This window comes from Terrabacter sp. LjRoot27 (genome assembly GCF_964254175.1).
In the GTDB taxonomy this organism is placed as follows: Bacteria; Actinomycetota; Actinomycetes; order Actinomycetales; family Dermatophilaceae; genus Terrabacter.
Genome location: NZ_CAXUSS020000001.1, coordinates 3,648,190 through 3,672,397, shown reverse-complemented (window position 1 = coordinate 3,672,397; position 24,208 = coordinate 3,648,190). Strand labels below are relative to the sequence as shown.

Sequence of the window (24,208 nt, the reverse complement as noted above, 5' to 3'; positions counted from 1 at the left end):
ATGCCGTGGTAGGCCGTCGAAGTCAACTTTGTGCATGGGTTCACAAACGTCTAGCCTGATCGGGTCCCCACGTGCTCCGCGTGTGGGAGAACGCCTCGTTCGAGAGGAGCCGGTGAGCAAGAGTGTCCGCCGACCCAGCACTGCGTCGCGAGATCCCCGACGCAACCGTCGCGCGGCTCCCCGAGTACCTCCGAACGCTCTCGCGCCTCGCTGAGGACGGCGTCCTGTCGGTCTCCTCGGAAGAGCTCGCGGCCGAGGTCGGAGTGCGCTCCGCGCAGCTGCGCAAGGACCTCAGCCACCTCGGTTCCTACGGTGTGCGCGGCGTCGGCTACGACGTCGAGACGCTCGCCCTCGAGATCTCCCGCGCGCTCGGCCTGACCGAGGACTGGCCCGTCGCCATCGTCGGGATGGGCAACCTCGGGCACGCCCTCGCCTCCTACTCCGGCTTCGTCACCAAGGGCTTCCGCATCGTCGGTCTCTACGACGACGACCCCGCCCTCGCCGACGAGAAGATCGTCGGGGTGGCGATCCGCCCGCTCGCCGAGCTCACCGAGCACCACGCCGTCGACCCGATCGCCATCGGTGTCATCGCGACACCGGCGCCCGCCGCGCAGGCCGTCTGCGACGCGCTCGTCGGCGCCGGCATCAGCTCGATCCTCAACTTCGCGCCCGCGGTGCTCTCCGTGCCGAGCGGCGTGGACGTACGCCGTGTCGACCTCTCGACGGAGCTGCAGATCCTCGCCTTCCACGCTCAGCGCAAGTCGCTGGCCGCGGGCGACCTCCGGTCGGCGGTGGCCGCCCCGTGAGCCTCCTCGTCATCGGCCTGTCCCACCACACCGCCCCGCTGTCGGTGCTCGAGGCCCTGTCCGAGCGCCCTGACCGCGCCGAGGCCATCGCCGCGTCCGTGCTCAGCTCGGCCACGGCCACCGAGGCCGTCGTGCTCTCCACGTGCAACCGCCTCGAGGTCTACGCCTCGGTGCCGGCCTTCCACCCCGCCGTCGCCGCGATCGGCGAGGCGCTCGCACTCGCCGCGGGCATCGAGGCACCCGAGGGGGCCCGCCGCGTCGCCGACCTGCCGCCGGGCGACCCGGCCGACGCCCTGGCCGCCCGCGCCGAGGCGCTCGCCGACCACCTCTACGTCCGCTACGACGACGCCGCCGTGGCCCACGCCTTCACCGTGGCCTGCGGGCTCGACTCTATGGCCGTGGGCGAGGCCCAGATCCTCGGCCAGATGCGCGACTCGCTCGCCGGAGCACAGGCGCGCGGCCAGGTGGGGGAATCGCTCAACGCGCTCTTCCAGGGCGCCCTGCGCGTCGGCAAGCGCGCCCACACCGAGACCGACATCGACCAGCACAGCGTCTCGCTCGTGCAGATCGCGCTCGAGGAGGCGGCCGCGGTCCTCGGGCCGCTCGAGCGCGTCTCGGCCGCCGTGGTCGGCGCCGGTGGCATGAGCGGCCTCGCCGCCGCGACCGCACGCCGCCAGGGAGTCGGGTCGCTCACCATCGTCAACCGGACTCCCGAGCGCGCCGAGCGCCTCGCGGCCGCGACGTCCGGCGTGGCCCGCCCCTGGGCCGAGCTGGCCGACGTGCTCGCCGAGAGCGACCTCGTCATCACCTGCACCGGAGCGGTCGGCCACGTCATCACGGCCGAGATGCTCGCCGCGAGCGCGACCCGCCGCGGGGGTCGACCCCAGGTCGTCGTCGACCTCGCGCTGCCGCGCGACGTCGAGCCCGTCGTCTCCTGGCCGCACGCCGTGCCCGGCGTCTCGCTCGTCGACCTCCAGTCGCTGGGCCTGCTCCTCGAGGGCCGCGCCGACACGACCCAGGTCGTCCGGGTGCGCGAGCTCGTCACCGGTGAGGTCGCCGACTACCTCACGCGCCGCATGGAGAAGTCCGTGGCCCCCACGGTCGCCGCCCTGCGCGCCCGCGCCGCCGCGCTCGTGGCGACCGAGATGGACCGGCTCGACCAGCGGCTGCCCGGCCTCGACGAGACGACCCGCGCCGAGGTCGGCCTCGCGGTGCACCGCATCGTCGAGAAGCTGCTCCACACGCCGACCATGCGGGTCAAGGAGTTCGCCATGGAGGGCAGCGGCGACGACTACGCCGCGGCCCTGCGCGAGCTCTTCGACCTCGAGCCCAAGGACGTCGCCAACGTGTCCACCCCGCCGAAGCGGGCCCAGCCATGACCGCCCTGCGTCTCGGCACGCGCCGCTCCGCCCTCGCCACCACCCAGTCCGGGTGGGTGGCCGACCGGCTGCGTGAGGCCGGTCACGAGGTCGAGCTCGTCGAGATCACGACCGAGGGCGACGTGTCGGGCGAGCTGCTCACCGCGATCGGTGGCACCGGCGTCTTCGCCGCGGCGATCCGACGGGCCCTGCTCGACGGTCGCATCGACGTCGCCGTGCACTCGCTCAAGGACCTCCCGACCGCCCCGGAGCCCGGGCTCGTCGTCGCTGCCGTGCCGGTGCGCGAGGACAGCCGCGACGTCCTCGTGGCCCGCGACGGCCTGACACTCGGCGAGCTGCCCGCGGGCTCCGTCGTCGGCACCGGCTCGCCGCGCCGCACGGCACAGATCGCAGCGCTCGGGCTCGGCATCGAGATCCGCCCGATCCGCGGAAACGTCGACACCCGAATCGGATTCGTCTCGTCGGGTGCGCTCGACGCCGTCGTCCTCGCCCGCGCCGGACTCGCCCGGCTCGGCCGTCTCGACGAGGCCACCGAGGTCATCGACCCGATCCAGGTGCTGCCGGCACCCGGTCAGGGCGCCCTCGCCGTCGAGTGCCGCTCCGACCGCGACGACGTCGTGGCCGCCGTCTCCGTGCTCGACGACCCCGACACGCGAGCCTGCGTCGACGCCGAGCGCTCGCTGCTCGCGACGCTCGAGGCCGGCTGCACCGCCCCTGTCGGGGCCCTCGCCGAGGTCGTCGAGGGTGACGACGGCCTCGAGCTGTCGCTGCGTGCCTTCGCCGGCACCGAGGACGGCTCCGTGGAGCTGCGCCGCTCGCTCGTCGGGCCCTACGACGAGCCGGAGGTCCTCGGCTCGCGTCTCGCCCGGATCCTGCTGGAGGACGGCGCCGCCGACCTCCAGGTCGCCACGTCAGCTGGACCTGCCCCAGACCACGCCCCACACCAACCGGAGCAAGTTTCGTGACTCCTTCCCGCCAGCCGTCAGAGCAGACGGACTCGACTCCCACCCACGCGACCACGCCGGCGTGTGTCGCCTTCGTCGGCTCCGGACCGGGCGACCCCGGTCTCATGACGCTGCGCGGCCGCGACCTGCTCGCCGCCGCCGACATCGTGGTCCTCGACCGGATCGCCCGCGACGACGTCGTGCTCGAGCACACCCGCCCCGACGTCGAGATCATCGACGCCGGCCACGGCGAGCAGGGCCAGGAGCTCACCCACGCGGTGCGCGCCAAGCTCGTCGTCAAGGCCGCGAAGTCGGTGGCCCCCGGCGGCCTGGTCGTGCGCCTCATGGACGGTGACCCCGCGACCTTCAACGGCCTCGTCGAAGAGGTGCGCGCCTGCCGCAAGGCCGGCATCACCTACGACGTCGTGCCGGGTGTGTCGGCGCTCACGGCCGGGCCGACGTATGCCGGCGTGCCCCTGACGTCGAAGTCGACCGGAGCCGTCCACGTCGTCGGCGTCGACCGCTCCGGCGTCGACTGGTCCGCCTACGCGGCCGACACCGACACCCTCGTGCTGCTCGGCGGCACCGAGGGCATCCGAGCCGCCCTCGCCGCGCTGCGCGCTGCGGGACGCCCCGCGGACGCCCTCGTGGCGCTGACGGCATACGGCACCACCGTGCGGCAGTCGTCCGTCGCGACGACCCTCGGCGACGCCGACGCGGTCTTCGGCGGCAAGGAGCCGCTCCGGGTGTCGCTCGCCGTCGTGTCGCCGAACGTCGGCCTCCGTGACGAGTTCTCGTGGTTCGAGTCCAAGCCGCTCTTCGGCTGGAAGGTGCTCGTGCCGCGCACCCAGGCCCAGGCCGGCTCCATGGTCGACCGCCTCGCCGGCTACGGCGCGACGGCCGACGTCGTGCCGACCATCTCGGTCGAGCCGCCGCGCACGCCGCAGCAGATGGAGAAGGCCGTCAAGGGCCTCGTCACCGGACGCTACGAGTGGATCGGCTTCACGTCGGTCAACGCTGTGCGCGCCGTGCGCGAGCGCTTCGAGGAGTTCGGCCTCGACGCCCGGGCCTTCGCGGGCCTCAAGGTCGCCGCCGTCGGTGGCGTCACCGCCGCCGCGCTGCGCGAGTGGGGCATCAACCCCGACCTCGTGCCCGCCGGAGAGCAGTCCGCGGCCGGCCTGCTCGAGTCGTGGCCCGAGTTCGACGAGGTCCTCGACCCGATCAACCGCGTGCTGCTGCCTCGTGCCGACATCGCGACCGAGACGCTCGTCGCCGGCCTGCGCGACATGGGCTGGGAGGTCGACGACGTCACCGCCTACCGGACGGTGCGCGCGGCCCCCCCGGCTGCGTCGATCCGCGACGCCATCAAGGGTGGCGACTACGACGCCGTGCTCTTCACGTCGAGCTCGACGGTGCGCAACCTCGTCGGCATCGCCGGAAAGCCCCACGCCGCAACGGTCGTCGCCTGCATCGGACCGGCCACGGCCAAGACGGCGCAGGAGCACGGCCTTCGCGTCGACGTCCTCGCGCCGGAGGCCTCGGCCACCAGCCTCGTCGATGCTCTCGCCGGCCACGGCGTCGGTCTCGCCGTCGCCGCGGCCGAGGCGGGCCAGTCGGTCCAGCGTCCCAGCGACAAGCGCCCGGCCTCGCGCCGCCGCGCCCGCTGAGGCGGGACCCCGATGATCGAGCGTCCCCGTCGCCTGCGCCAGAACCCCGTCCTGCGGTCCCTCGTCGCCGAGACCCGGCTGCACCCGCGTGACCTCGTGCTGCCCGTCTTCGTCGGCGAGGGGCTGACGGAGCCGCGCCCGATCACGAGCATGCCGGGGGTCGACCAGCACACGCTCGAGAGCGTCGTCGAGGTCGCCCACCGCTGCGTCGCGGCCGGCCTCGGCGGGATCATGCTCTTCGGGGTGCCGCAGGAGAAGGACGCGACCGGCTCGGGCGCCATCGACCCCGACGGCATCCTCAACGTCGCGTTGCGCGCCGTCCGGGACGCCGTCGGTGACGACCTCGTCGTCATGGCCGACACCTGCCTCGACGAGTTCACCGACCACGGCCACTGCGGCGTGCTCGACGAGCACGGCCGCGTCGACAACGACGCCACCAACCTCCTCTACGCCGAGATGGCCGTCGCGCAGGCTCGTGCCGGCGCCCACGTCGTCGCCCCCTCCGGGATGATGGACGGCCAGGTCGCGGTCATCCGTGAGGCGCTCGACGCCGAGGGCCTCACCGACACCGTGATCCTCGCCTACTCCGCCAAGTACGCCTCGGCGTTCTTCGGCCCCTTCCGCGAGGCCGTCCAGTCGAGCCTGCAGGGCGACCGCCGCACCTACCAGCAGGACCCGGCCAACATCGTGGAGTCGCTCCGCGAGATCGACCTCGACATCGCCGAGGGCGCCGACATGGTCATGGTCAAGCCCGCGATGTCCTACCTCGACGTCGTCGCGGCCGCCGCCGAACGGGCGTCGGTGCCGGTCGTGGCCTACCAGGTGTCGGGCGAGTACTCCATGATCCACGCGGCCGCCGCGAACGGCTGGATCGACCTCCGAGCAGCCGCGATCGAGTCGCTGACCTCGATCCGCCGAGCCGGTGCACAGGTCGTGCTGACGTACTTCGCGCTCGACGTGACCGAATGGACCGCCTGACACCACTACCATCTGTGCAATCGCAGGAGGTTGACATGTCAGGTACAGGGGATGACGGCGTGCGGTGGCTCAGTGATGCCGAACAGGCGTCGTGGCGGGCCATCCTGCGCGGCACGAGGCTGCTCGAGCGCGCGCTCGACGACGCGCTCGGCGACGCCGGGTTGCAGCTGAGCGAGTACGAGATCATCTCGATGCTCTCCGAGAGCCCGAACCACCGGCTCCGCATGTCCGAGCTCGCCGCCATGGTCGTCCAGTCGCGCAGTCGGCTGACGCACACCGCGAAACGGCTCGAGGACCGCGGCTGGGTGACGCGCGAGCAGTGCGCCGACGACAAGCGCGGCGTCGAGCTCGTCCTCACCACCGGTGGCCTGGCCGCCGTCCGCGACATCTCGCGGGTCCACGTGCAGAGCGTGCGCGCCAACCTCGTCGACATCATGACCCCGGCGCAGTTCACGGCGATCGGCGACGCCATGGCCATCGTGCGTGACCACCTCGACCCGAACGGCACGAGCGGCCACTGAGCACCGGGTCCGGGCTCCGGGGCCACCGCAGGACCCGAGGGCCGGGGCGTCAGAAGGCGATGCGCACGGCGGCGCGCCGCAGGCTGGGACGCAGCACCTCGGTGAAGCCGGCGTCGAGGAAGGTCGAGAGCGCGCCGACGTGCAGCTCCTCGAGGATGGCGCCCGACGTCGTCGTCATCGGGTAGCCCTCGAGCGCGCGGGCGCCGCCACGGCGGGCGACGTCCACGGCCGCCAGGACGAGGGCGCGGCTGATCCCGCGGCGTCGGTAGCCGGCGCGGGTGAAGACGCACGTGACCGCCCAGACGGAGGGGTCGGAGCGGTCCTCGTCGCGCCCGACCCAGGCCGCCCGGCTCGAGTTGCGCACGAGGCCGTCGTACGCGGGTCGCGGCTCGACGGCGCACCACCCGACGGGCTCGTCGCCCAGTCGGGCGACGAGGCCGCTGGTGTGCCGGGCGCCCGGGTCACCGCAGGAGGTCTGGTCACGGAGGCGGTGCGCGCGCTCCTCGACCGGGAAGGACCCGAAGGACTCACCCCTGGCCAGCTTGAAGCGCTGGCACTGGCAGCGCGAGGCCGGCCCCCTGGTCCCGAGGATCGTCCTCAGCTCCTCCCAGGTGGCCTCGTTGGCCGGCACGACGGAGACCTCGGCGTTCGCAGCGCTCATGAGCACGAGTGTGGAGCGCGGGGGGCTCCGGTGGGGCGGTACGCGCCCGGTACGCGCCCGGTACGCGCCCGGGACGTGCCCGGTACGCGCCCGGTACGCGCCGGCTCGAGCCGCCGATGACCCGGCGGGGCACGTACCCAGCATCGGTTGAGAGACTGGGGGCATGAGCTCGCAGCCCGTCACCGTCCAGACCACCACCGACGCCCCGGCGTCCGCCGCCCTCCTCGCGCGGGCCAGCGAGGTGATCCCGGGCGGTGTGAACTCGCCGGTGCGTGCCTTCCGCGCGGTGGGTGGCACGCCCCGCTTCATGGCGAGTGGCGCGGGCCCGTGGCTGACGGACGCCGACGGCAAGCGCTACGTCGACCTCATCTGCTCCTGGGGCCCGATGATCCTCGGCCACGCCCACCCCGACGTCCTCGCGGCCGTGACCGAGGCCGCCGCGCGCGGCTTCTCCTTCGGCACGCCCAGCGAGAACGAGGTGCGTCTCGCCGAGGAGATCGTCCGGCGGGTCGAGCCCGTCGAGCAGGTCCGTCTCGTCAACTCCGGCACCGAGGCGACGATGTCGGCCATCCGCCTCGCCCGCGGTTTCACCGGCCGCGACGTCATCGTCAAGTTCGCCGGCTGCTACCACGGCCACGTCGACGCCCTGCTGGCCTCGGCGGGCTCCGGTGTCGCGACCTTCGCGCTCCCGGACTCCGCCGGCGTGCCGCGCTCGAGCGCCGGCGAGACGATCGTCCTGCCCTACAACGACGTCCCCGCGCTCGAGGCCGCGTTCGCCGAGCGCGGGCCCGAGATCGCCGCGGTCATCACCGAGGCCGCGGCCGGCAACATGGGCGTCGTCCCGCCCGCGCCCGGCTTCACGGAGGCGCTGCTGCGCGTCACGAAGGCGCACGGCGCGCTGCTCGTCTCCGACGAGGTGATGACCGGCTTCCGGTGCAGCGCCTCGGGCTTCTACGGCCTCGAGGGCCCTTATGCCGCAGGCGCGCCCGACCTCTTCACGTTCGGCAAGGTGATGGGCGGCGGCTTCCCGACCGCGGCCTTCGGTGGCCGTGCCGACGTCATGGCGCTCCTCGCCCCGCAGGGCCCCGTCTACCAGGCCGGCACGCTCTCCGGTAACCCCGTCGCCTCCGCCGCGGGCCTCGCCACGCTCCAGGGCTGCACGCCCGCGGTCTACGAGCGCCTCGACGTCGTCTCGCGCACGATCGCCGACGCCGTCGCCGCCGAGCTGTCCGCTGCCTCGGTGCCGCACACCATCCAGTGGGCCGGCTCGATGTTCTCCGTCTTCTTCCGCGACGGGGCGGTGGCGAACTACGACGACGCGAAGGACCAGGACACCGACGCCTTCCGCCGCTTCTTCCACTCGATGCTGAGCCAGGGCGTGCACCTGCCGCCGAGCGCCTTCGAGTCGTGGTTCGTCTCGGCCTCCCACGACGACGAGGCCGTCGACCACGTGCTCGCGGCCCTGCCGGCCGCGGCCCGCGCCGCGGCGACCACCGACTGACCCGGGCCCCCGCGACAGACCACGTATGCCGTCCACGTCGGTGGGCGGCATACGGGCGTTCCGGGACGGGTGGCGACGCGGACGGGGCCCCCGGACGCGGCCCCGGACGCCACCACACGGCATACGCCCGCGGGGATTGTGGGCCCGACCGACGAGGAGGACGCTGGTCGGTGACGGCGGCGCCGTCGGGGTGCCGCCCCGACCGAGGGAGGTGGGGTCGTGCACGCACGCTCCACGACGGTCCTGGGCCGTCCCGGCATGATCGAGACCGGTATCGCGCACGTGCAGGACGTGGTGATGCCGCAGGTCAGGGCGATGGACGGCTGCCTCGGACTGTCCATGGTCGCCGACCGTGTCAGCGGCCAGTGCATCGTGACGACGGCCTGGCGTGACGAGGCCGCGATGCGCGCCACCGCCGACACCGTCGCCCCGCTGCGACGGCAGGCGGCCGAGCTGCTCGGCGGTGAGGCCACCGTCGAGGAGTGGGAGATCGCCTACCTGCACCGGGACCACCGTGTGTCCGACGGCTGTAGCGCGCGCGTGACGTGGACCGAGGCCGACCCGGCCATGGTCGACCGGGTGATCGACGCCTTCCGGATGGGCATCATGCCGCGGGTCGAGCAGCTCGAGGGCTTCTGCAGCGCCAGCCTCTTCGTGGACCGGCCCTCCGGGCGGGCGTGCGTCACCGCGACGTACGACTCGCCGCAGGCGATGATGGCGACCCGGAACGCAGCGATGGGCCTGCGGGCCGACCTCGTGCAGGAGACCGGCATGAGGATCACCCAGATCGGCGAGTTCTCCCTCGCCATCGCGCACCTCGACGTGCCCGAGCTCGTCTGACGCCCGGTCGACCCCGGGCCTAGTGGACGGCGGCGAGGAGCACCCCGACGCCGACGAACAGCCCGCCGAAGACGCGGTTGAGGGCGCGCTGACCCGACTCGCGCTGGGTCAGCCGCCCCAGCCCGCGTGCCGCCGCGGCGAAGAAGAACCACATGACGACGACGTCGATGGTGATCACCGTCGCGGCGAGCACGGCGTACTGCGGCAGCAACGGTTGCTCCGGCCGGATGAACTGCGGTGTGAACGCGAGGAAGAAGACGACGGCCTTCGGGTTGGTCAGGTTGACGAGCAGACCGCGGCGGAACATCGACCACGCCGGCTCCCGCTGCACCCCACCGACCCGCGCCGCCGCGGCCCGCGAGCGGAACTGCCGCACGCCGAGGTAGACGAGGTAGGCGGCGCCGGCGTACCGGATGACGTCGAAGAGCACCGGTGAGCTCGCGACGAGGACGCCGACGCCGGCAGCCACGACGACGATGTGGGCGAGCAGCGCGACCTGCTGGCCGAGGATGCCCCAGATCGAGCGGGTCCAGCCGGACCCGAGCGAGTTGGCCATCGTGTTGATGGCGCCGGCCCCGGGGGTGAAGGAGATGAGCGCGCCCGTCGCGACGAGCGTCAGCCAGAGTGACCACGACACGTCACGGAGTGTAGGTCGACCCCCGTCCGTGGCGCCGGTCGTCCCACGGACGGCGTGACCTCGGCCACGGGTGCCGGGACCGCCACCGACGGCGTACGCGTGGGGCCGCGTCAGCGGGCGCCCGTCGGCGTCGCTGCACGTCACAGGGGGTGCACAGGCTCGGATGCGGATTCGGTCCTGAGCACGACGTTTGAGAGACTGTCGCCCATGGGTGAGAGCACGAGCGGGGTGGCGCCGGGCGCCGACGACCTCACGGTCGTGCACCTCATGCGACACGGTGAGGTCCACAACCCCGGCGGCGTGCTCTACGGACGTCTCGACGGCTTCCACCTCTCCGACCTCGGCCAGGAGATGGCGCGCCTCGTCGCGGCCCACCTCGAGGCCAACGACATCACCTACGTCGTCGCCTCGCCGCTCGAGCGGGCCCAGGAGACCGCGGCCCCGATTGCCGCCGACCACGAGGTCGAGATCGCCACCGACGCGCGCGTCATCGAGTCCGAGAACCAGTTCGAGGGCCGCTCGGTCAGCCCCGCAGACCTGCTCCACCCGCGCAACTGGCACCTCTTCCGCGACATCACGAAGCCCTCGTGGGGCGAGCCCTACGAAGACATCGCGGCCCGGATGCTCGCGGCCGTCGCCGACGCGCGCGACGCCGCGCGCGGGCACGAGGCCGTCGTCGTCAGCCACCAGCTGCCCGTCTGGACCGTGCGCAACAAGCTCGAGGGACGCCGCCTCTGGCACGACCCGCGCAAGCGCGAGTGCACGCTCGCCTCGCTGACGTCGCTGACCTACCACGGTGACGAGCTCGCCTCGATCTCGTACTCCGAGCCTGCCGCGGAGCTGCTCCCGAGGGCGAGCAAGAGCGTGGGCGCCTGATGGACCACCTCGACCGACGCACCGCACTGCGGTGGGGCGCCGTCGCCATGGCCGGAGGCCTCGCGACGTTCGCGGCGGCCTGCTCGGCCGACCCGAACTCCGTTGCCGACCAAGCCCGCTCGGGCGACCGCAAGGGCTACGTCGCGGGTGACGGCTCCATCGAGCAGCTGCCCGCCACCGACCGCGGTGAGCCCGTCACCCTCGACGGCACGACCCTCGAGGGCAAGCCGTGGAGCAGCGCCGACCGCGCCGGCACGGTGCTCGTCGTCAACGTCTGGGGCTCGTGGTGCCCGCCGTGCATCGAGGAGACGCCCGCGCTGCAGAAGGCGTGGGAGACCGTGCAGGCCCAGGGCAAGAAGGTCGAGTTCATCGGCCTCGACAAGCTCGAGGGCCCCGAGACCGGCCTCGCCTTCCAGACCGCCAACAAGGTCACCTACCCCTCGCTCGCCTACGACGGCGGCGTCCCGATCCTCGCCCTCCAGGGCAAGGCCTCGGCCACCCCGACCACCCTCGTGCTCGACCACGAGGCCCGCATCGCGGCCCGCGTCTCCGGCCCCGTCTCCACGACGACGCTGCTCGGCCTCATCGACGACGTCCTCGCCGAGAAGGCCTGAGCCCCGTGGGTACCGAGCTCGCCTCCGGGTCGCTCCTCGCCGCAGGGCTCGTCGCCCTCGTGGCCGGGTTCGTCTCGTTCGCCTCGCCGTGCGTGCTGCCGCTCGTGCCGGGCTTCCTCGGCTACGTCACCGGGCTGTCCGACGTCTCGCTCGAGAAGCGGTCGCGCGGGCGGCTCGTCGTGGGGGCGCTGCTCTTCGTCCTCGGCTTCACCGTCGTCTTCCTCATCGCGGCCGCAGCCGTCTCGGCCGTCGGGCTGGCCTTCCGGGAGCACCAGAGCGCGCTGCTGCGCGTCGGTGGCGCCGTCGTCCTGCTCATGGGTCTGCTCTTCCTCGGGCTCGGCCGGTCGTATGCCGCCCCCGTGAGCTGGCGACCGCGTGCCGGGCTCGCCGGGGCACCGTTGCTCGGCGCCGCCTTCGCCATCGGCTGGTCGCCGTGCATGGGTCCGACGCTCGGGGCCATCCAGGCCATGGCCGCCCCGATCTCGGCCGAGTCCGGCTCGATCGGTCGCGGCCTGGCGCTCGCCGCCGTCTACTCCATCGGTCTGGGCCTGCCGTTCGTGCTCATGGCGGCCCTGTGGGAGCGCGCCGGCACCGCGAGCGACTGGCTGCGCCGGCACCGCCGGGCCCTGCAGAACGTCGGTGGCCTGCTCCTCGTCGCCGTCGGCCTGCTCATGCTGACCGGGGTCTGGGAAGACGTCATCGTCTGGATCCAGGTGCGCCTCGTCAACGGCTTCCAGGTGGCGATCTGACATGAGCACCGACACCAACCCCGCCACCGAGAGCACCGAGAACACCGGGCGCACCGAGCCCACCGAGCCCACCGAGAAGGCGACCTCGCGCGCGAAGGGCAGCGACGGCATACGCAAGGGCATGCGGCCCGACCGCCAGGAGCCGACGCTGCCGACCCTCGGCACCGTGGGGATGCTCCGGTGGGGCTGGCGCCAGCTGACGAGCATGCGCACGGCGCTCTTCCTGCTCCTGCTGCTCTCGATCGCCGCCGTCCCGGGCTCGATCTTCCCGCAGCGCAACATCGACGCGGGCCGGGTCGCCGACTACATCGCCCAGAACCCCACGAGCTCGCCGTGGCTCGACCGGCTCGGCTTCTTCGACGTCTACGCGTCCCCGTGGTTCTCGGCGATCTACCTCCTGCTCTTCATCTCCCTCGTCGGCTGCATCGTCCCCCGCACGAAGGTGCACCTGTCGGCGCTGCGCTCGACACCCCCGCGCGCCCCGGCCCGGCTCCAGCGCCTCGACGAGCACGCCGAGATCACGACGACCCTCTCGCCGGACGAGGCCCTCGCCGCAGCGCGGGCGGTCTTGAAGCGCAAGCGGTTCCGGCTGCACTCGCACGATGCGACGAGCGTCTCCGCCGAGTCCGGCTACCTCCGCGAGACCGGCAACCTGCTCTTCCACCTCGCCCTGACCGGCATCATCATCGGCATGGCCGTCGGGCACCTGCTCGGCTGGCGCGGCGACATCATCCTCGCCGAGGGCGACAAGTTCGCGTCGTCCGCGGGCACCTACAACACCATCTCGCCCGGGCCGTGGGTCGACACGGAGACGCTGCCGCCCTTCGTCCTGTCGCTCGACAAGCTCCACGTCGAGTTCAACGAGACGCCGGGCCGCTCGTTCGGCACGCCGCGGCTCTTCGACGCGCAGACGACGCTGCAGAGCTCGCCCGGAGCACCGAAGAGCAGCGAGAACGTCTCGGTCAACCACCCGATCACCGTCGACGGCGCCGACATCTTCCTCCTCGGCAACGGCTACACGCCGGTCATCACCGTCAAGGACGCCAAGGGAGCCGTGCTCTACCGCGAGGCGACCCCGTTCCTGCCGCAGGACGGCAACTACCGCTCGGTCGGCGTCATCAAGGTGCCGTCGGCCTCGCCGAAGCAGCTCGGCTTCACCGGCTTCTTCCTGCCGACGGCCGAGCCGACCTTCACGAACGGGCCGGTCTCGATCTTCCCCGACACCAACAACCCCGAGGTGGCGCTCTCGGTGTGGGAGGGCAACCTCTTCCCCGGTGGCGCGCCGCAGTCGGTCTACACGCTCAACACCGACGAGATGAAGCAGGTGACCAAGGCCGACGGCTCGCCCGCGCTCATCCGCCTCAAGCCGGGCCAGACCTACCAGCTCCCGGGCGACCGCGGCTCGATCACCTTCGACAGCGTCAAGCGCTTCGCCGGCCTGTCGGTGCGCACCGACCCGGGCGCCCCGATCAGCCTCGTCAGCGCCATCCTCGCGACGCTCGGCCTGATCCTCGGCCTCACCATCAAGCGCCGCCGCGTCTTCGTCCGCGTGCGTCCGGTCCCGGCCGGCACGGGCCCCGCGGGCGGCAGCCTCGACAGCCCTCCCGGCGCCGACGGGCGACCGGCTACCGTGGTCACCATCGGTGGCCTCTCGAAGGACTCCGACCCCGGGCTCGCCGCGATCGTCACCGCGATCACGACCGGCGTGCACGACCGCCTTGCAGAACGGACCGACCGCTCGTGAACCTCGCAGCCAACGCCAACGCCGCGCTCTACGCGTCGATGATCGTCTACACGCTCGCCATGCTCGCCTTCACCTGGCACCTGGCCGCGCGAGCACCCAAGGTGGCCGACTCCAAGGTGACCACCGAGGTCGCCGCCAACGAGCGCGAGGGCGTCCTCGTCGGCGCGGGGGCACCCACCCCGGCCGAGCGCCGCCCGACGACGCCGTATGCCGCCGGGCCGGGTTTCGAGGAGAGCCTCAAGAGCCGCCAGCGCGGCAGCATCGCCCTGATGCTCACCTACCTCGCGTCGGCGCTGCTCGTCGCGTCGGTGCTCATGCGCGGCCTCGCCGTCGGCCGGCCGCCGTGGGGCAACATGTTCGAGTTCGCGACGGCTGCCGCCGCCGCCGTCGGCGCCGCCTACAGCGTGCTCGCCAAGCGCAACAACTGGCAGTGGCTCGGCGTCTTCATCGTCACGCCCATCCTGCTCGTGCTCGGTCTCGCGCTCACCGTGCTCTACACCGAGGCCGGCGAGCTCATGCCGGCCCTCAAGTCCTACTGGCTCGGCATCCACGTCTCGGTGGCCTTCCTCGCCGTCGCCTTCTTCACGCTCGCCTTCGCGGTCGGCCTGCTCTACCTCGTGCGCCTGCGCCGCGAGGAGAAGGCCCCGGCGAAGCCGAACTTCATCGAGTCGCTGCCGTCGTCCGCCTCGCTCGAGCGGACGGCATACAGCCTCAACATGGTGGCCTTCATCCTCTGGACGTTCACGCTCATCGCGGGAGCCATCTGGGCCAAGCAGGCCTGGGGCGCCTACTGGCAGTGGGACCCCAAGGAGGTCTGGACCTTCGTCATCTGGACGGTCTACGCCGCCTACATGCACGGCCGCGCGACGGCCGGCGTCGACCACCGCAAGTCGATGTACATCGCGCTCGCTGGCTACGTCGCCGTCATCATCAACTTCACGCTGGTCAACCTCGTGTCGACCTTCGTGGGCATGCACAACTACTCGGGCATGTGACGGTGATCTGACGTGGTCCGCTACTCCCTGCTCCGCATCCTCATCTTCTTCGGGTTCCTCTTCCTCTTCTGGCTCATCGGCCTGCGCAACAACCCCGTGCTCCTGCTCGGCGCGTCGGCGCTCGCGTCTGCAGCCGCCTCCTACATCCTGCTGCGCGGCATGCGCGACGAGATCACGGCCAAGCTCGTCGAGCGCCACGAGGCCAAGCTCGAGGCGAAGCAGGGGGTCGATCCGGCGAGCGACGAGTTCGCCGAGGACCTCGAGGACGAGCGTCCGCTCCGTGACGTCGACACCACGGGTGCCGCGGCTACCGAGGACCCCCGCAACGCCGACCGCTGACCCCAACGCACAGTCGACTGGCCCCGTCGTCACTCGTGCCCCACGCGGGGACTGGTACGCCTGAGGTCACAAGGCCACTCGAGTGAGCGCCCAACCCCAGTCGAGTGGCCCCGTCGTCACTCCTGCCCCATGCGGGGGCTGGTACGCGTGTGGTCACGAGGCCACTCGAGTGAGCGCCCAAACCACACTCGAGTGAGCGCCCAACCCCAGTCGAGTGGCCTCGTCGTCACTCGTGTCCCATGCGGGGGCTGGTACGCGTGTGGCCACGAGGCCACTCGAGTGAGCGCCCAACCACACTCGAGTGAGCGCCAAGCCCCAGTCGAGTGGCCTCGTCGTCACTCGTGTCCCACACGGGGACTGGTACGCCTGAGGTCACGAGGCCACTCGAGTGAGTATGCGGTCACGCCAGTCCCACGGTCGTGTGACGGAGCGCTCGCTCGAGTGGGACGGAGCGCTCACTCGACAGGACGGAGGGCGGGGTCAGGCGGGGAGGCCGAGGCGGGTGGCGATGCGGCTCGCCGTGGCCGAGGCGTCCGCCCCGACACCGAAGAGCAGGGCCGAGCTGCGTCGTCGCAGGAAGTGGACGCCGACGAAGTGCAGGTCCGGCGCTGCGACGCTCTCTCCGTCGACGTGCACGGGAAAGCCGAGCCCGTCGACGAGGTCGGGCACCTGGACCCACGACGCGTAGTCGGGGCGGAACCCGGCGGCGACGAGCACGCAGCCCAGCTCGCGCACCGGCACGGTCTCGAGCGGCGTCGCGGCGAACGGCGCGGGGTCGGGGAGCTCCGGCGGGTCGATGCCCTCTCTCGAGCACAGGTCGAGGACGAACCCGCGGATGAGGCGGTAGCCGTCGTCACCCGCGGCGACGGACGCCTCGAGGTCCGGGGCGAGCCGCACGACGCCGTCGTCGGCTCCGAGCAGGTGACCTCCGAGCCGGACGCCGAGCGCGGCGAGCGTGCGGTAGCTGAGGTCGTGGCCACCGGCGGCCCCGCTCAGCTGCGGGTTCGCGCCGAAGCGGGCCGCGGGCGTCGGCAGGTCCTCGACGCGCTGGTCGAAGAAGGGCGTGTCGAGGAGCCACTCGAACACGTCGCGGTCGCCGGCCCTCCGCGGGAACCACGGCGCGCGACCGCACGCCATGACGACGTCGCGGCCGGCGAGCACGAGCTCCTCGGCGACCTGGCACGCGCTCTGCCCGCTGCCGACGACCATGACGGGTCCGTCGGGCAGCCCGCCCGGGTTGCGGTAGCCGTTGAGGTCGACGACGGGGAGGCCACCCGGCAGCGTCGCGAAGGCCGGTGGCCGGTGCGGCCGCTGGTACGCGCCCGTCGACACGACCACGACGCGGCTGACGATCGCCCCGTCGTCGGTCTCGAGCACGAAGCCACCGGTGTCGCGGGTCCGGAGCCGACGCACGGGGCAGCCGAGGCGCACCGGGGCGCGCAGCCGGCCCGCCCACGCGTCGAGATGGGCCGCGATCTCGGCCCGTCCCATGAAGCCCTGCGGGTCGTCACCGACGTAGGGGGCGCCGGGCAGGCGCACCGTGTGGTTCTGCCCGACGAGCGTGAAGCTGTCCCACCGGCCGAGCCACGACGATCCCGGCACGCTCGCCTCGAGGACGACGTGGTCGACGCCGCGCTGCTCGAGCTCGTGGCTCGTCGCGAGACCGGCCTGCCCGGCCCCGATGACGACGACGTCGATCTCCTCGGACACCCGTCCACGGTGGCACCGGGACGTGGCCCCCGTCAGCCGAATGCCGAGGTATGCCGTCGCGCCGGGTCGCCAGGGGTCGCCTCGACCCGCGGGGGCTCAGCAGGGTCAGGCGCGGCCGAGCGCGAGACCGACGGCGAGCAGCAGCGACCAGGCGAGCTGGAACTGGCCGGTGCCGGCCAGGGCCGGGATGAGGCCCGGGCCCGTGGCGCGACCGACGACGGCCTGCATCGGCCGCACGATGAGCGGCGCCGCGAGGATCGCGAGCAGCGCCCACGGTGACGTGAACGACGCGAGGCCCGTCATGACGAAGGCCACCGCGACGAGCGCGACGTAGAAGGCGCGCGTGCCCGACTCGCCCATCCGCACGGCGAGCGTCCGCTTGCCGTGCTCGCGGTCGGTCGGGATGTCGCGCAGGTTGTTGGCGACGAGGATCGCCGAGGCGAGCGACCCGACGCCGATGGCGCCCCACCAGCCGGCGGCCGTGGGCGGGGTCATCGTCGCCATGGTGCCGAGGGTCGCCACGAGCCCGAAGAAGACGAAGACGAAGACCTCGCCGAGGCCGAGGTAGCCGTAGGGCCGCGAGCCGCCGGTGTAGTACCAGGCCGCGACGATGGCGGCCGCACCGATGGGGATCATGATCCACAGCTCCGAGAGCCCGACGAGCGCGAGACCCATGAGCCCGGCGAAGAAGAAGCACGCGAAGGCCGCGATCTTGACCGAGCGGGGCGCCGCGAGCCGCTGGCCGACGAGCCGCACGGGCCCGACGCGCACCTCGTCGGTGCCGCGGATGCCGTCGGAGTAGTCGTTGGCGAAGTTGACCCCGACCTGAAGGGCCAGGGCGACGACGAGGGCGAGGACGGCATACGCCCAGACGACGTGGCCGGTCTGGTAGGCGGCGCCAGTGCCGACGAGGATGGGCGAGACGGCGGCGGGCAGCGTGCGAGGGCGTGCGCCCTCGATCCACTGGGACAGGGTGGCCATGGAGTTCCGGTGGGTCCTTCTACAGCTTGCGGAGGAAGTCGGGGTCGTCGTCGGGGCCCATGGGGCCGCGAGGCCCCGGCGGCCGGCGACCGGGCCCGCGAGAGGCGGGACCGGGTCCACCCCGGGCGTCGCTGCGCCCGGCGACGAGCCAGAAGATCGGGCCGAGCACGGGCACGAGGACCGCGATGAGCCAGACGGTCTTGGGCATGACCCGCACGAGCCGCCGGTCGGTCTGGAGGCAGTCGACGAGGGCGTAGATCGTGGCGAAGACGACGAGGGCGATCAGCACGACGCGCAGCACGGCGACCTCCTTCGGCGACGGGTGGGACACCCCCATCTTGCCACCGCTCAGGCGAGGCCCTGCACGACGCGTCGGATGGCGGCCCGATCGGGTTTGCCGGGGCCGCGCTGAGGGATCTCGGCGAGCACGAGGACCCGTCGCGGCAGGGCCGCGTCCGGCAGGATGCCGCGCAGCCGTTCGCGCACGGCACGGGTCGTCAGGTGGCCGGTCGGGTCGACGAGCGTCACTGCGGCACAGACGGCCTCGCCCCACTCGGGGTCGGGCAGACCCAGCACGACGACGTCGAGGACGTCGTCGAGGTGGCGGGTCATGGCGTCCTCGACGACGCCGGGGTTGATCTTGAGGCCACCGGTGTTGATGACGTCGTCGGCGCGGCCGTCGATGACGAGCAGCCCGTCGTCGTCGAAGTGGCCGAGGTCGTCGGTGCGGAACCAGCGGACACCGTCGGGGTCGACGGTGAAGGCGTCACGGCTCAGGCGCGCCTCGCCGAGGTAGCCGTGGGCGACGGTGTCGCCGCCGAGCACGACGTGGCGGTCGTTGTCGACGTGGACCCTGCTGACCGGCAGCGGGATCCCGTCGTAGACGCAGCCCCCGGCCGTCTCGCTCATCCCGTAGGTGAGGCTGAGGACGACGCCCAGCGCGCGGGCACGCTCGACGAGGGCGGGCGGCGTGGCCGCGCCGCCGACGAGCACCCCGTCGAAGGAGCCCAGCGCCTCGAGCCCCACCGGGTCGTCGACGAGCCGGGCCAGCTGCGTCGGCACGAGCGCCGTGTAGCGCCGGGGCGCGGCGCCCGTCGGCCGCACGAGGGACGCGGCCTGCGCGAAGCCCTCGACCGAGAAGCCGTCTCGCAGGTCGAGCACCTCCGGCGGGACGCCCGAGGCGAGCGACCGGAGCAGCACCTGCAGCCCCGCGATGTGGTGGGCCGGCATGGCGAGCAGCCACGCGCCGCTGCCGCCGAGCACCTGGTGGGTGGCCCACGCCGACCGCTCGAGCGCGTCGGCCGTCAGCAGCGCGCGCTTGGGCCGGCCCGTCGAGCCCGACGTGCCGATCGCGACCGCGAGACCGTCGGGAAGGTCGGCGGGGTCGTGGGACGGCACCGACGGCGGCGGGGAGCCGGCGGCATACGGCAGCACGGGGGAGCGGCCGGTCAGGGCCGCCTCGAGGGCGGGCAGCACGTCGAGGACGGCGGGTCCGGCGGGGACCGCCAGCGGGCGGGGGGACGGCGCGGCCATCAGGCACGTCTCGCTCTCGGTGGTGCGGTGGGGGCGGCGCGGCGACGTTGCCGGGCCGCCATGGCGACGGTCCAGACGAGCGCGACCGCACAGACGGGGAAGCCGACGTAGGGGTTGAGCGGGAGCACGATCCCGAGGGTGCCCCCGACGACCCACAGCACCTGGAGCATCGTCTCGGACCACGCGAAGACCGACGTGCGGACGTTCTCGGGCACCTCGCGCTGCACGAGAGCGTCGAAGCCCAGCTTGGACAGCTGCGCCGACATGCCCTGCACGAAGCCGAGCAGGACGAGGGTCCACACGCCGTACCAGATGCCCGTCGCGACGCAGCAGACCGTCGCCGCGAGGACCGACACCATGGCGATGCGTTCGGGGCGCTGGTCGCGCACGACGTTGCCGACGACGCTGCCCATGCCGTTGCCGACGCCGATGGCGACCGCGATGAACGCGAGCACGAGCTCGCCGCGGATGCCGTCGATCGGGTGCTCCTTGGCGAGGAAGGCCATGAAGAGGATGAGGAAGCCGGTGAGCACCCGGGTGCCGCCGGTCGACCACATGGCGTGCATGACGGGCCACGGGATCGCCTGCTTGCGCCGCCGGAAGCGACCGAGGGGCCCCAGCGAGTCGACCGTGAGCGCGTCGCCGTCCGAGGGCGTATGCCGCCGGGCCGGCTCGTCGCCCCAGCCGCGCCGGGTGCCTCTGAGGGACCCCGCGCCGGGCGCGCTCGCGTCGTCGTGGGCGCCGCGCACGGGGATGGGGGTCGTGTCCTCGATGGAGACCTCGCCGAGCGAGCTGTCGACCTGCGCCGGCAGCCGGATCGCCTGGACGGTGGCGACGACGAAGACGACGAAGCCGACGCGCAGGGCCCAGGCCGGCCCGGCGAGCATCGCCGCGCCGCCGAGGGCGCCGCCGATGACGGCACCGACGACCCCGGCCATCGAGACGCGCGAGTTCGCTTTCACGAGAGTCGTGCCCGGCGGTAGGAGCCGTGGTACCGCTGCTGCGCGCGTGATGGTGTAGGCCCGGGAGGCGACGAGGCACCCGAGCGCGGCGGGGAAGAGCCAGCTGCTGTCGTTGGTGATGGCCTCGGCGAGCACCCAGCAGAGGAAGGCCCGCACCGCGAGGGTCGTGCCGATGGCCCAGCGCCGGCCGTGCGAGAAGCGGTCGAGCAGCGGCCCGATGAGGGGCGCGACGAGGACGAACGGGACCATGGTCAGCAGCAGGAAGGTCGCGACGTCGCCACGGGCCTGGGCGGTCTGCGGGTTGAAGAAGAGGGTGCCCGCGAGGGCCAGCGTCATGATGGTGTCGCCCGCCGTGTTGCTCGCGTGCAGCTCGGTGATCCGAGCCAGGCCGCTCTCGCCGGCCCCTCCGGAGTGGGTGAACGCGTGGGCCTTGGCGGCGGCGAAGCGTCCCGAGCGCGCGGTCAGCCGGGCCGTGCCGGTCGCGGCCCGTCCGAGCCCGCGTCCCACGGCACGCGTCGCGTTGGCCGCCGTGGTGCGCGGTGGCTGGCGGAAGTCCGCGGGCCGGCCACCCTCCGGCACGTCCGGCGTCTCCGGCACGTCTGGCGTCTCCGGCGACTGCGGTGACGGGGTGGCAGGGCGAGCAAGCGCGTCGGGAGGGGCGTGCGATGCGGGCGCACGACGGCCAGGGCTGGCGCGGCGGTCGTCGCTCGGTTCCACTCCAACATCCTGCCTTGTCCCGCTGCCCGGTGTGCGACCGACACCGGCTTCGCCGCGGCCGGTCCGTCCGCGCACCGGATTGCCGGGGGCCACGCCGCCGCTGCGCCCTCCTGCTTGGTTACCCTCAGGGCGTGACGACCGTGCCGGACGAGGGAGTGGAGGGCGCCGGTCCGGCGGTCCGCCGTCGCCCCAGGGCCCGCTTCACGGTCGTGCTCGGGATCTTCTGGCTCGTCGTGCCTCTCGTGCTCTTCCTCCTCGACCGGTCCGTCCTGCTCGCCGGCAACCCGGCCCAGGTCATCGCGCTCGCCGCGAGCGGCCTCATCGGTGTCGTCCTCCTCGTCCGGGAGCGCTCGGACCACGATCCGCGACGTCCGGGCGCCCGTCCGTGGCTCAGGGCGCTCGGACGGGTGGCCGGGGTCCTCGTCACCGTCGTCGTGCTCGGGGCGCTCGTCTGGCTGCGGCCCTTCGGTGCGACGCCCGAGGCGGTGGCCTCGATGTCCGGAAGCGCCGACGTGCGCGTCACGGACGCCCCGGCCCACATCGTCATCGCCCCCACGAGCGGCACGCCGACCCGCGGCCTGATCTTCCAGCCGGGGGCCCGCGTCGACCCGCGCGCCTACGTGCCGATGCTCTCGGAGGTGAGCCGGCAGGGCGTCATCGTGTTCGTCGTCAAGCAGCCCTTCGGCATCGGCTTTCTCGCCATGACCGCCCCGCACGCGTTCATCGACCGTCATCCGGAGGTGACGTCGTGGGTGGTCGGCGGCCACAGTCTCGGTGGCGTGGTGGCCGCGACCTTCGCGCAGGACCATCCCGGCCTCGTCCAGGGGCTCGCACTGTGGGCGTCCTATCCGGTGGGCTCACTGGCCGACCGCACCGACCTGCGGGTCGCGTCGGTGAGCGGTACCCGCGACGGCTTCACGACCCCGGCCGACATCGAGGCGAGCCGGGCCCTGCTCCCCGGCGACACGGCATACACCGCCGTCGAGGGGGCCGTGCACTCCTACTTCGGGGACTACGGCGAGCAGCCCGGCGACGGCACCCCCACGGTGCCCCGGGACGACGCCCAACGGCAGATCGTCGCGGCCACCATCGCGCTGCTCGACGCCCTCTGACGCCTCTGACGCCTCTGACGCTGGGCGGCGTCGGCACTGCGGCGTCGGCACTGCGGCGTCGGCGGTCCGCCTACCCGCCCGGGCAGGGGTCGGCGAGCCACTCGTGGTCGTAGCGCCCCGCGAGAGCGGTCACGAAGGCGACGACGGTCGACTCGTCGACCCGGTCCAGGGTCTGGAGCCTGCCCCACGCGGCGAGCGCCACCCCGTGCTCGAGTCGGGGATAGGGCGTCAGCAGGACGTCGCCCGAGTGCCGTCGCGTGATCGTCTCGAGCAGACGGACGTCGGCGGCGGGCAGCGTCGGAGCATAGGCGATGACCACATGGCCGTGCTCCATGGTGTGGACGAACGAGGGCTCCGGGACGGCGGAGGCGTAGATCCCGGTGTTGGCGGCGAACGCGTAGTGCGGCCCGGAGGTCGCGGGGACGGAGTTGTAGTGGGCGCGCGCCGCCTGCTCCTCGCTCACGTGAGGACTGTCCAGGACCGGAACCGCCGTACCGGGCAGACAGCTGTCCGGCCGCTGCACCGCGGTCGAGCCGGTCAGCGACCCGACGACCGTCCGGTACTGGGTGGAGGTGAGCGCGACGATCGCGGCCACGGCGAGCAGAAGGGCGAGGCGCCAGGCCCACCGGCGAGGGGAGGGGGTCATCGGAGCACCCCCTCCTTCCGCATCCGGCGCTCGCGGGCGGCGAGGACGGGAGGCAGGAGCCACCGGCTCGCGACGTAGACGGCCACGGCCGCCGAGGACCAGAAGGCCCACGTCGTGACGATCGGGTGGACGAGGTTGGCGCCGGCCCAGCCGAGGATGCCCAGGGCTCCCGGCAACGCGAAGGACAGTGCGAACCACAGCATGGCGGCGGTCCCGGCGAGGTAGGCGACCCCGAACCAGGACGCCACCGAGCGGTCGTGCTCACTGATCGCCTCGAGCTCGCGGCGCTCGGTCTCGTCCAGACCCAGCAGGCGGTCCCTGGTGGTCAGGACGGTCGCCCGGTGCAGGTCGTGGCAGCGCAGGGCGTTGGCGAGCACGGCATACATGTCACTCCGCTGCGCGACGGCACAGAACTGCCACACGAGCCGGAACATCTGGCCGAGGGCGACGGCCGCGAGCAGGCGGCCCAGCCACCCGGGGAGGGCCACGAGGTCACTGCGGTCGGCGAGGCGCAGCGCGAGGATCACGGCGAGGAGCGTCACGTCGAAGGCCATGCCGGCCAGGAACGCCGTGAAGCGGCGGCGGCGGTCGACCACCACGATCTGCGTCAGGTCGGTCTCGAAGACGAGGAAGACCCCACGGTGGCTGACCCTGAAGGTCGCCGGGATCCCGAGCGCGCGTCCGGCGAGCCAGTGCCAGGCCTCGTGCAGCGCTCCGAGGGCGATCGTGACCGGGAGCAGCAGCAGCACCGACGTGACCGGATCGGGGAGCCACCACACGTCCTGGAATCGGGGCCGGAGGGCTGGGACCAGCACGACCACAGCCACGACGAACACGGTCGACGCGATGTAGATCGCGTGCGCGCTCCGGCCGAAGAAGGGCCTGGCCACCTCGGGACGCACCCCGTCGATCCATCGGATCGCCCGACCACGACCGGTGCCCGGGGCCGGAGCGGCAAGCGCGTCGAGCAGGCCGGCACCGGCGAGGCTCTCGACGAAGTCCAGACCGTCGACGACCTCGCCCGCGACCTCGGTCGCCTTCTCGGTCGCCTCGTCCAGGGAGGCACCCGCCTTCACGGCGTTGACGAACACGGCGCCCGGCTCGGGCACGGCCACGAACAGGCCGAGGTCGGGGCGCCCGAGCACGAAGTCCGAGCCGTCGTGGCCGACGACGAGCAGGTGCATCGCCTCGATGGACGTGCTGGAGCTGGTCAGGTCTGACATGGGCCCTCTGGTGGTTCCGGTCATGAGAAGTGCTGGGGGCCGCCCCCGCCCCTGTGCGGGGGCGGCCCGTTCG

24 protein-coding genes are annotated in these 24,208 nt (G+C 72.9%); 15 read left to right on the top strand and 9 right to left on the bottom strand.

The window, feature by feature from the left end; translation table 11 throughout:
• Positions 1–122: 122 nt before the first annotated feature.
• From ACSQ2D_RS16915 to ACSQ2D_RS16890, 6 genes are read left to right on the top strand one after another with little or no spacing between them, the layout of a single operon-like run.
• Positions 123–806, top strand: coding sequence for a redox-sensing transcriptional repressor Rex (locus ACSQ2D_RS16915; RefSeq protein ID WP_020145048.1), 684 nt, complete (start codon positions 123–125; stop codon positions 804–806).
• The gene (gene hemA, locus ACSQ2D_RS16910; RefSeq protein ID WP_435987087.1) at positions 803–2,185 is read left to right on the top strand and encodes a glutamyl-tRNA reductase; all 1,383 of its coding nucleotides are present in this window, start codon (positions 803–805) and stop codon (positions 2,183–2,185) included. The genes ACSQ2D_RS16915 and hemA overlap by 4 nt, the downstream gene beginning before the upstream one ends.
• Positions 2,182–3,150 (top strand): hydroxymethylbilane synthase, encoded by a 969-nt coding sequence (gene hemC / locus ACSQ2D_RS16905; RefSeq protein WP_435987086.1) that lies wholly within the window; start codon positions 2,182–2,184, stop codon positions 3,148–3,150. Before hemA ends, hemC begins: the two co-directional genes overlap by 4 nt.
• Positions 3,147–4,796: a uroporphyrinogen-III synthase gene (locus ACSQ2D_RS16900; RefSeq protein ID WP_435987085.1), complete on the top strand. Its 1,650-nt coding sequence runs from the start codon at positions 3,147–3,149 to the stop codon at positions 4,794–4,796. Before hemC ends, ACSQ2D_RS16900 begins: the two co-directional genes overlap by 4 nt.
• Before the next feature lie 12 nt (positions 4,797–4,808).
• Positions 4,809–5,774 (top strand): porphobilinogen synthase, encoded by a 966-nt coding sequence (gene hemB, locus ACSQ2D_RS16895; protein WP_435987084.1) that lies wholly within the window; start codon positions 4,809–4,811, stop codon positions 5,772–5,774.
• A gap of 35 nt (positions 5,775–5,809) precedes the next feature.
• Positions 5,810–6,295 carry a MarR family winged helix-turn-helix transcriptional regulator gene (locus ACSQ2D_RS16890; protein ID WP_435987083.1) on the top strand — a complete coding sequence of 162 codons (486 nt, stop codon included), beginning with the start codon at positions 5,810–5,812 and terminating at the stop codon, positions 6,293–6,295.
• A gap of 49 nt (positions 6,296–6,344) precedes the next feature.
• On the opposite strand, the gene ACSQ2D_RS16885 is transcribed toward ACSQ2D_RS16890, so the two are convergent.
• A complete protein-coding gene (locus ACSQ2D_RS16885; protein ID WP_435987082.1) occupies positions 6,345–6,956 on the bottom strand; it encodes an N-acetyltransferase family protein in 612 nt (203 codons plus the stop codon).
• 163 nt (positions 6,957–7,119) lie between these two features.
• Here ACSQ2D_RS16885 and hemL point away from each other — a divergent pair, with 163 nt between their 5' ends.
• Together hemL and ACSQ2D_RS16875 are read left to right on the top strand one after the other, a co-directional pair.
• The gene (gene hemL, locus ACSQ2D_RS16880) at positions 7,120–8,457 is read left to right on the top strand and encodes a glutamate-1-semialdehyde 2,1-aminomutase (RefSeq protein WP_435987081.1); all 1,338 of its coding nucleotides are present in this window, start codon (positions 7,120–7,122) and stop codon (positions 8,455–8,457) included.
• A 219-nt stretch (positions 8,458–8,676) separates the two neighbouring features.
• On the top strand, positions 8,677–9,297 hold the full coding sequence (locus ACSQ2D_RS16875; RefSeq protein ID WP_435987080.1) for a putative quinol monooxygenase: 621 nt from the start codon (positions 8,677–8,679) through the stop codon (positions 9,295–9,297).
• Between the two features lie 19 nt (positions 9,298–9,316).
• Here the strand turns inward: ACSQ2D_RS16875 and ACSQ2D_RS16870 are convergent, their stop codons facing one another.
• On the bottom strand, positions 9,317–9,934 hold the full coding sequence (locus ACSQ2D_RS16870) for a LysE family transporter (protein ID WP_435987079.1): 618 nt from the start codon (positions 9,932–9,934) through the stop codon (positions 9,317–9,319).
• A 207-nt stretch (positions 9,935–10,141) separates the two neighbouring features.
• Here ACSQ2D_RS16870 and ACSQ2D_RS16865 point away from each other — a divergent pair, with 207 nt between their 5' ends.
• From ACSQ2D_RS16865 to ACSQ2D_RS16840, 6 genes are read left to right on the top strand one after another with little or no spacing between them, the layout of a single operon-like run.
• Positions 10,142–10,810, top strand: a complete 669-nt coding sequence (locus ACSQ2D_RS16865) for a histidine phosphatase family protein (RefSeq protein ID WP_435987078.1) — start codon at positions 10,142–10,144, stop codon at positions 10,808–10,810.
• Positions 10,810–11,424, top strand: coding sequence for a TlpA family protein disulfide reductase (locus ACSQ2D_RS16860; RefSeq protein WP_435987077.1), 615 nt, complete (start codon positions 10,810–10,812; stop codon positions 11,422–11,424). The genes ACSQ2D_RS16865 and ACSQ2D_RS16860 overlap by 1 nt, the downstream gene beginning before the upstream one ends.
• Positions 11,425–11,429: 5 nt before the next feature.
• Positions 11,430–12,173 (top strand): cytochrome c biogenesis CcdA family protein, encoded by a 744-nt coding sequence (locus tag ACSQ2D_RS16855; protein ID WP_435987076.1) that lies wholly within the window; start codon positions 11,430–11,432, stop codon positions 12,171–12,173.
• Between the two features lies 1 nt (position 12,174).
• On the top strand, positions 12,175–13,917 hold the full coding sequence (gene resB, locus ACSQ2D_RS16850) for a cytochrome c biogenesis protein ResB (RefSeq protein ID WP_435987075.1): 1,743 nt from the start codon (positions 12,175–12,177) through the stop codon (positions 13,915–13,917).
• Positions 13,914–14,912, top strand: a complete 999-nt coding sequence (gene ccsB, locus ACSQ2D_RS16845; protein WP_435987074.1) for a c-type cytochrome biogenesis protein CcsB — start codon at positions 13,914–13,916, stop codon at positions 14,910–14,912. The genes resB and ccsB overlap by 4 nt, the downstream gene beginning before the upstream one ends.
• A gap of 12 nt (positions 14,913–14,924) precedes the next feature.
• Complete coding sequence (locus tag ACSQ2D_RS16840; RefSeq protein ID WP_435987073.1) at positions 14,925–15,251, top strand: DUF4229 domain-containing protein; 327 nt, start codon at positions 14,925–14,927, stop codon at positions 15,249–15,251.
• A gap of 480 nt (positions 15,252–15,731) precedes the next feature.
• Here the strand turns inward: ACSQ2D_RS16840 and ACSQ2D_RS16835 are convergent, their stop codons facing one another.
• From ACSQ2D_RS16835 to ACSQ2D_RS16815, 5 genes are all read right to left on the bottom strand, one after another.
• A complete protein-coding gene (locus tag ACSQ2D_RS16835) occupies positions 15,732–16,961 on the bottom strand; it encodes a flavin-containing monooxygenase (protein ID WP_435987072.1) in 1,230 nt (409 codons plus the stop codon).
• 105 nt (positions 16,962–17,066) lie between these two features.
• Positions 17,067–17,942 carry a 1,4-dihydroxy-2-naphthoate polyprenyltransferase gene (locus ACSQ2D_RS16830; protein WP_435987071.1) on the bottom strand — a complete coding sequence of 292 codons (876 nt, stop codon included), beginning with the start codon at positions 17,940–17,942 and terminating at the stop codon, positions 17,067–17,069.
• Between the two features lie 19 nt (positions 17,943–17,961).
• A complete protein-coding gene (locus tag ACSQ2D_RS16825; protein WP_435987070.1) occupies positions 17,962–18,243 on the bottom strand; it encodes a PLD nuclease N-terminal domain-containing protein in 282 nt (93 codons plus the stop codon).
• 47 nt (positions 18,244–18,290) lie between these two features.
• A complete protein-coding gene (gene menE, locus ACSQ2D_RS16820; RefSeq protein ID WP_435987069.1) occupies positions 18,291–19,475 on the bottom strand; it encodes an o-succinylbenzoate--CoA ligase in 1,185 nt (394 codons plus the stop codon).
• A complete protein-coding gene (locus ACSQ2D_RS16815; protein WP_435987068.1) occupies positions 19,475–21,034 on the bottom strand; it encodes an MFS transporter in 1,560 nt (519 codons plus the stop codon). Before ACSQ2D_RS16815 ends, menE begins: the two co-directional genes overlap by 1 nt.
• A 251-nt stretch (positions 21,035–21,285) precedes the next feature.
• Here ACSQ2D_RS16815 and ACSQ2D_RS16810 point away from each other — a divergent pair, with 251 nt between their 5' ends.
• Positions 21,286–22,266, top strand: a complete 981-nt coding sequence (locus tag ACSQ2D_RS16810) for an alpha/beta hydrolase (RefSeq protein WP_435987067.1) — start codon at positions 21,286–21,288, stop codon at positions 22,264–22,266.
• 70 nt (positions 22,267–22,336) lie between these two features.
• On the opposite strand, the gene ACSQ2D_RS16805 is transcribed toward ACSQ2D_RS16810, so the two are convergent.
• Positions 22,337–22,912 (bottom strand): DUF3105 domain-containing protein, encoded by a 576-nt coding sequence (locus ACSQ2D_RS16805; protein WP_435987066.1) that lies wholly within the window; start codon positions 22,910–22,912, stop codon positions 22,337–22,339.
• Positions 22,909–24,135: a hypothetical protein gene (locus tag ACSQ2D_RS16800; protein WP_435987065.1), complete on the bottom strand. Its 1,227-nt coding sequence runs from the start codon at positions 24,133–24,135 to the stop codon at positions 22,909–22,911. Before ACSQ2D_RS16800 ends, ACSQ2D_RS16805 begins: the two co-directional genes overlap by 4 nt.
• Positions 24,136–24,208: the final 73 nt, after the last annotated feature.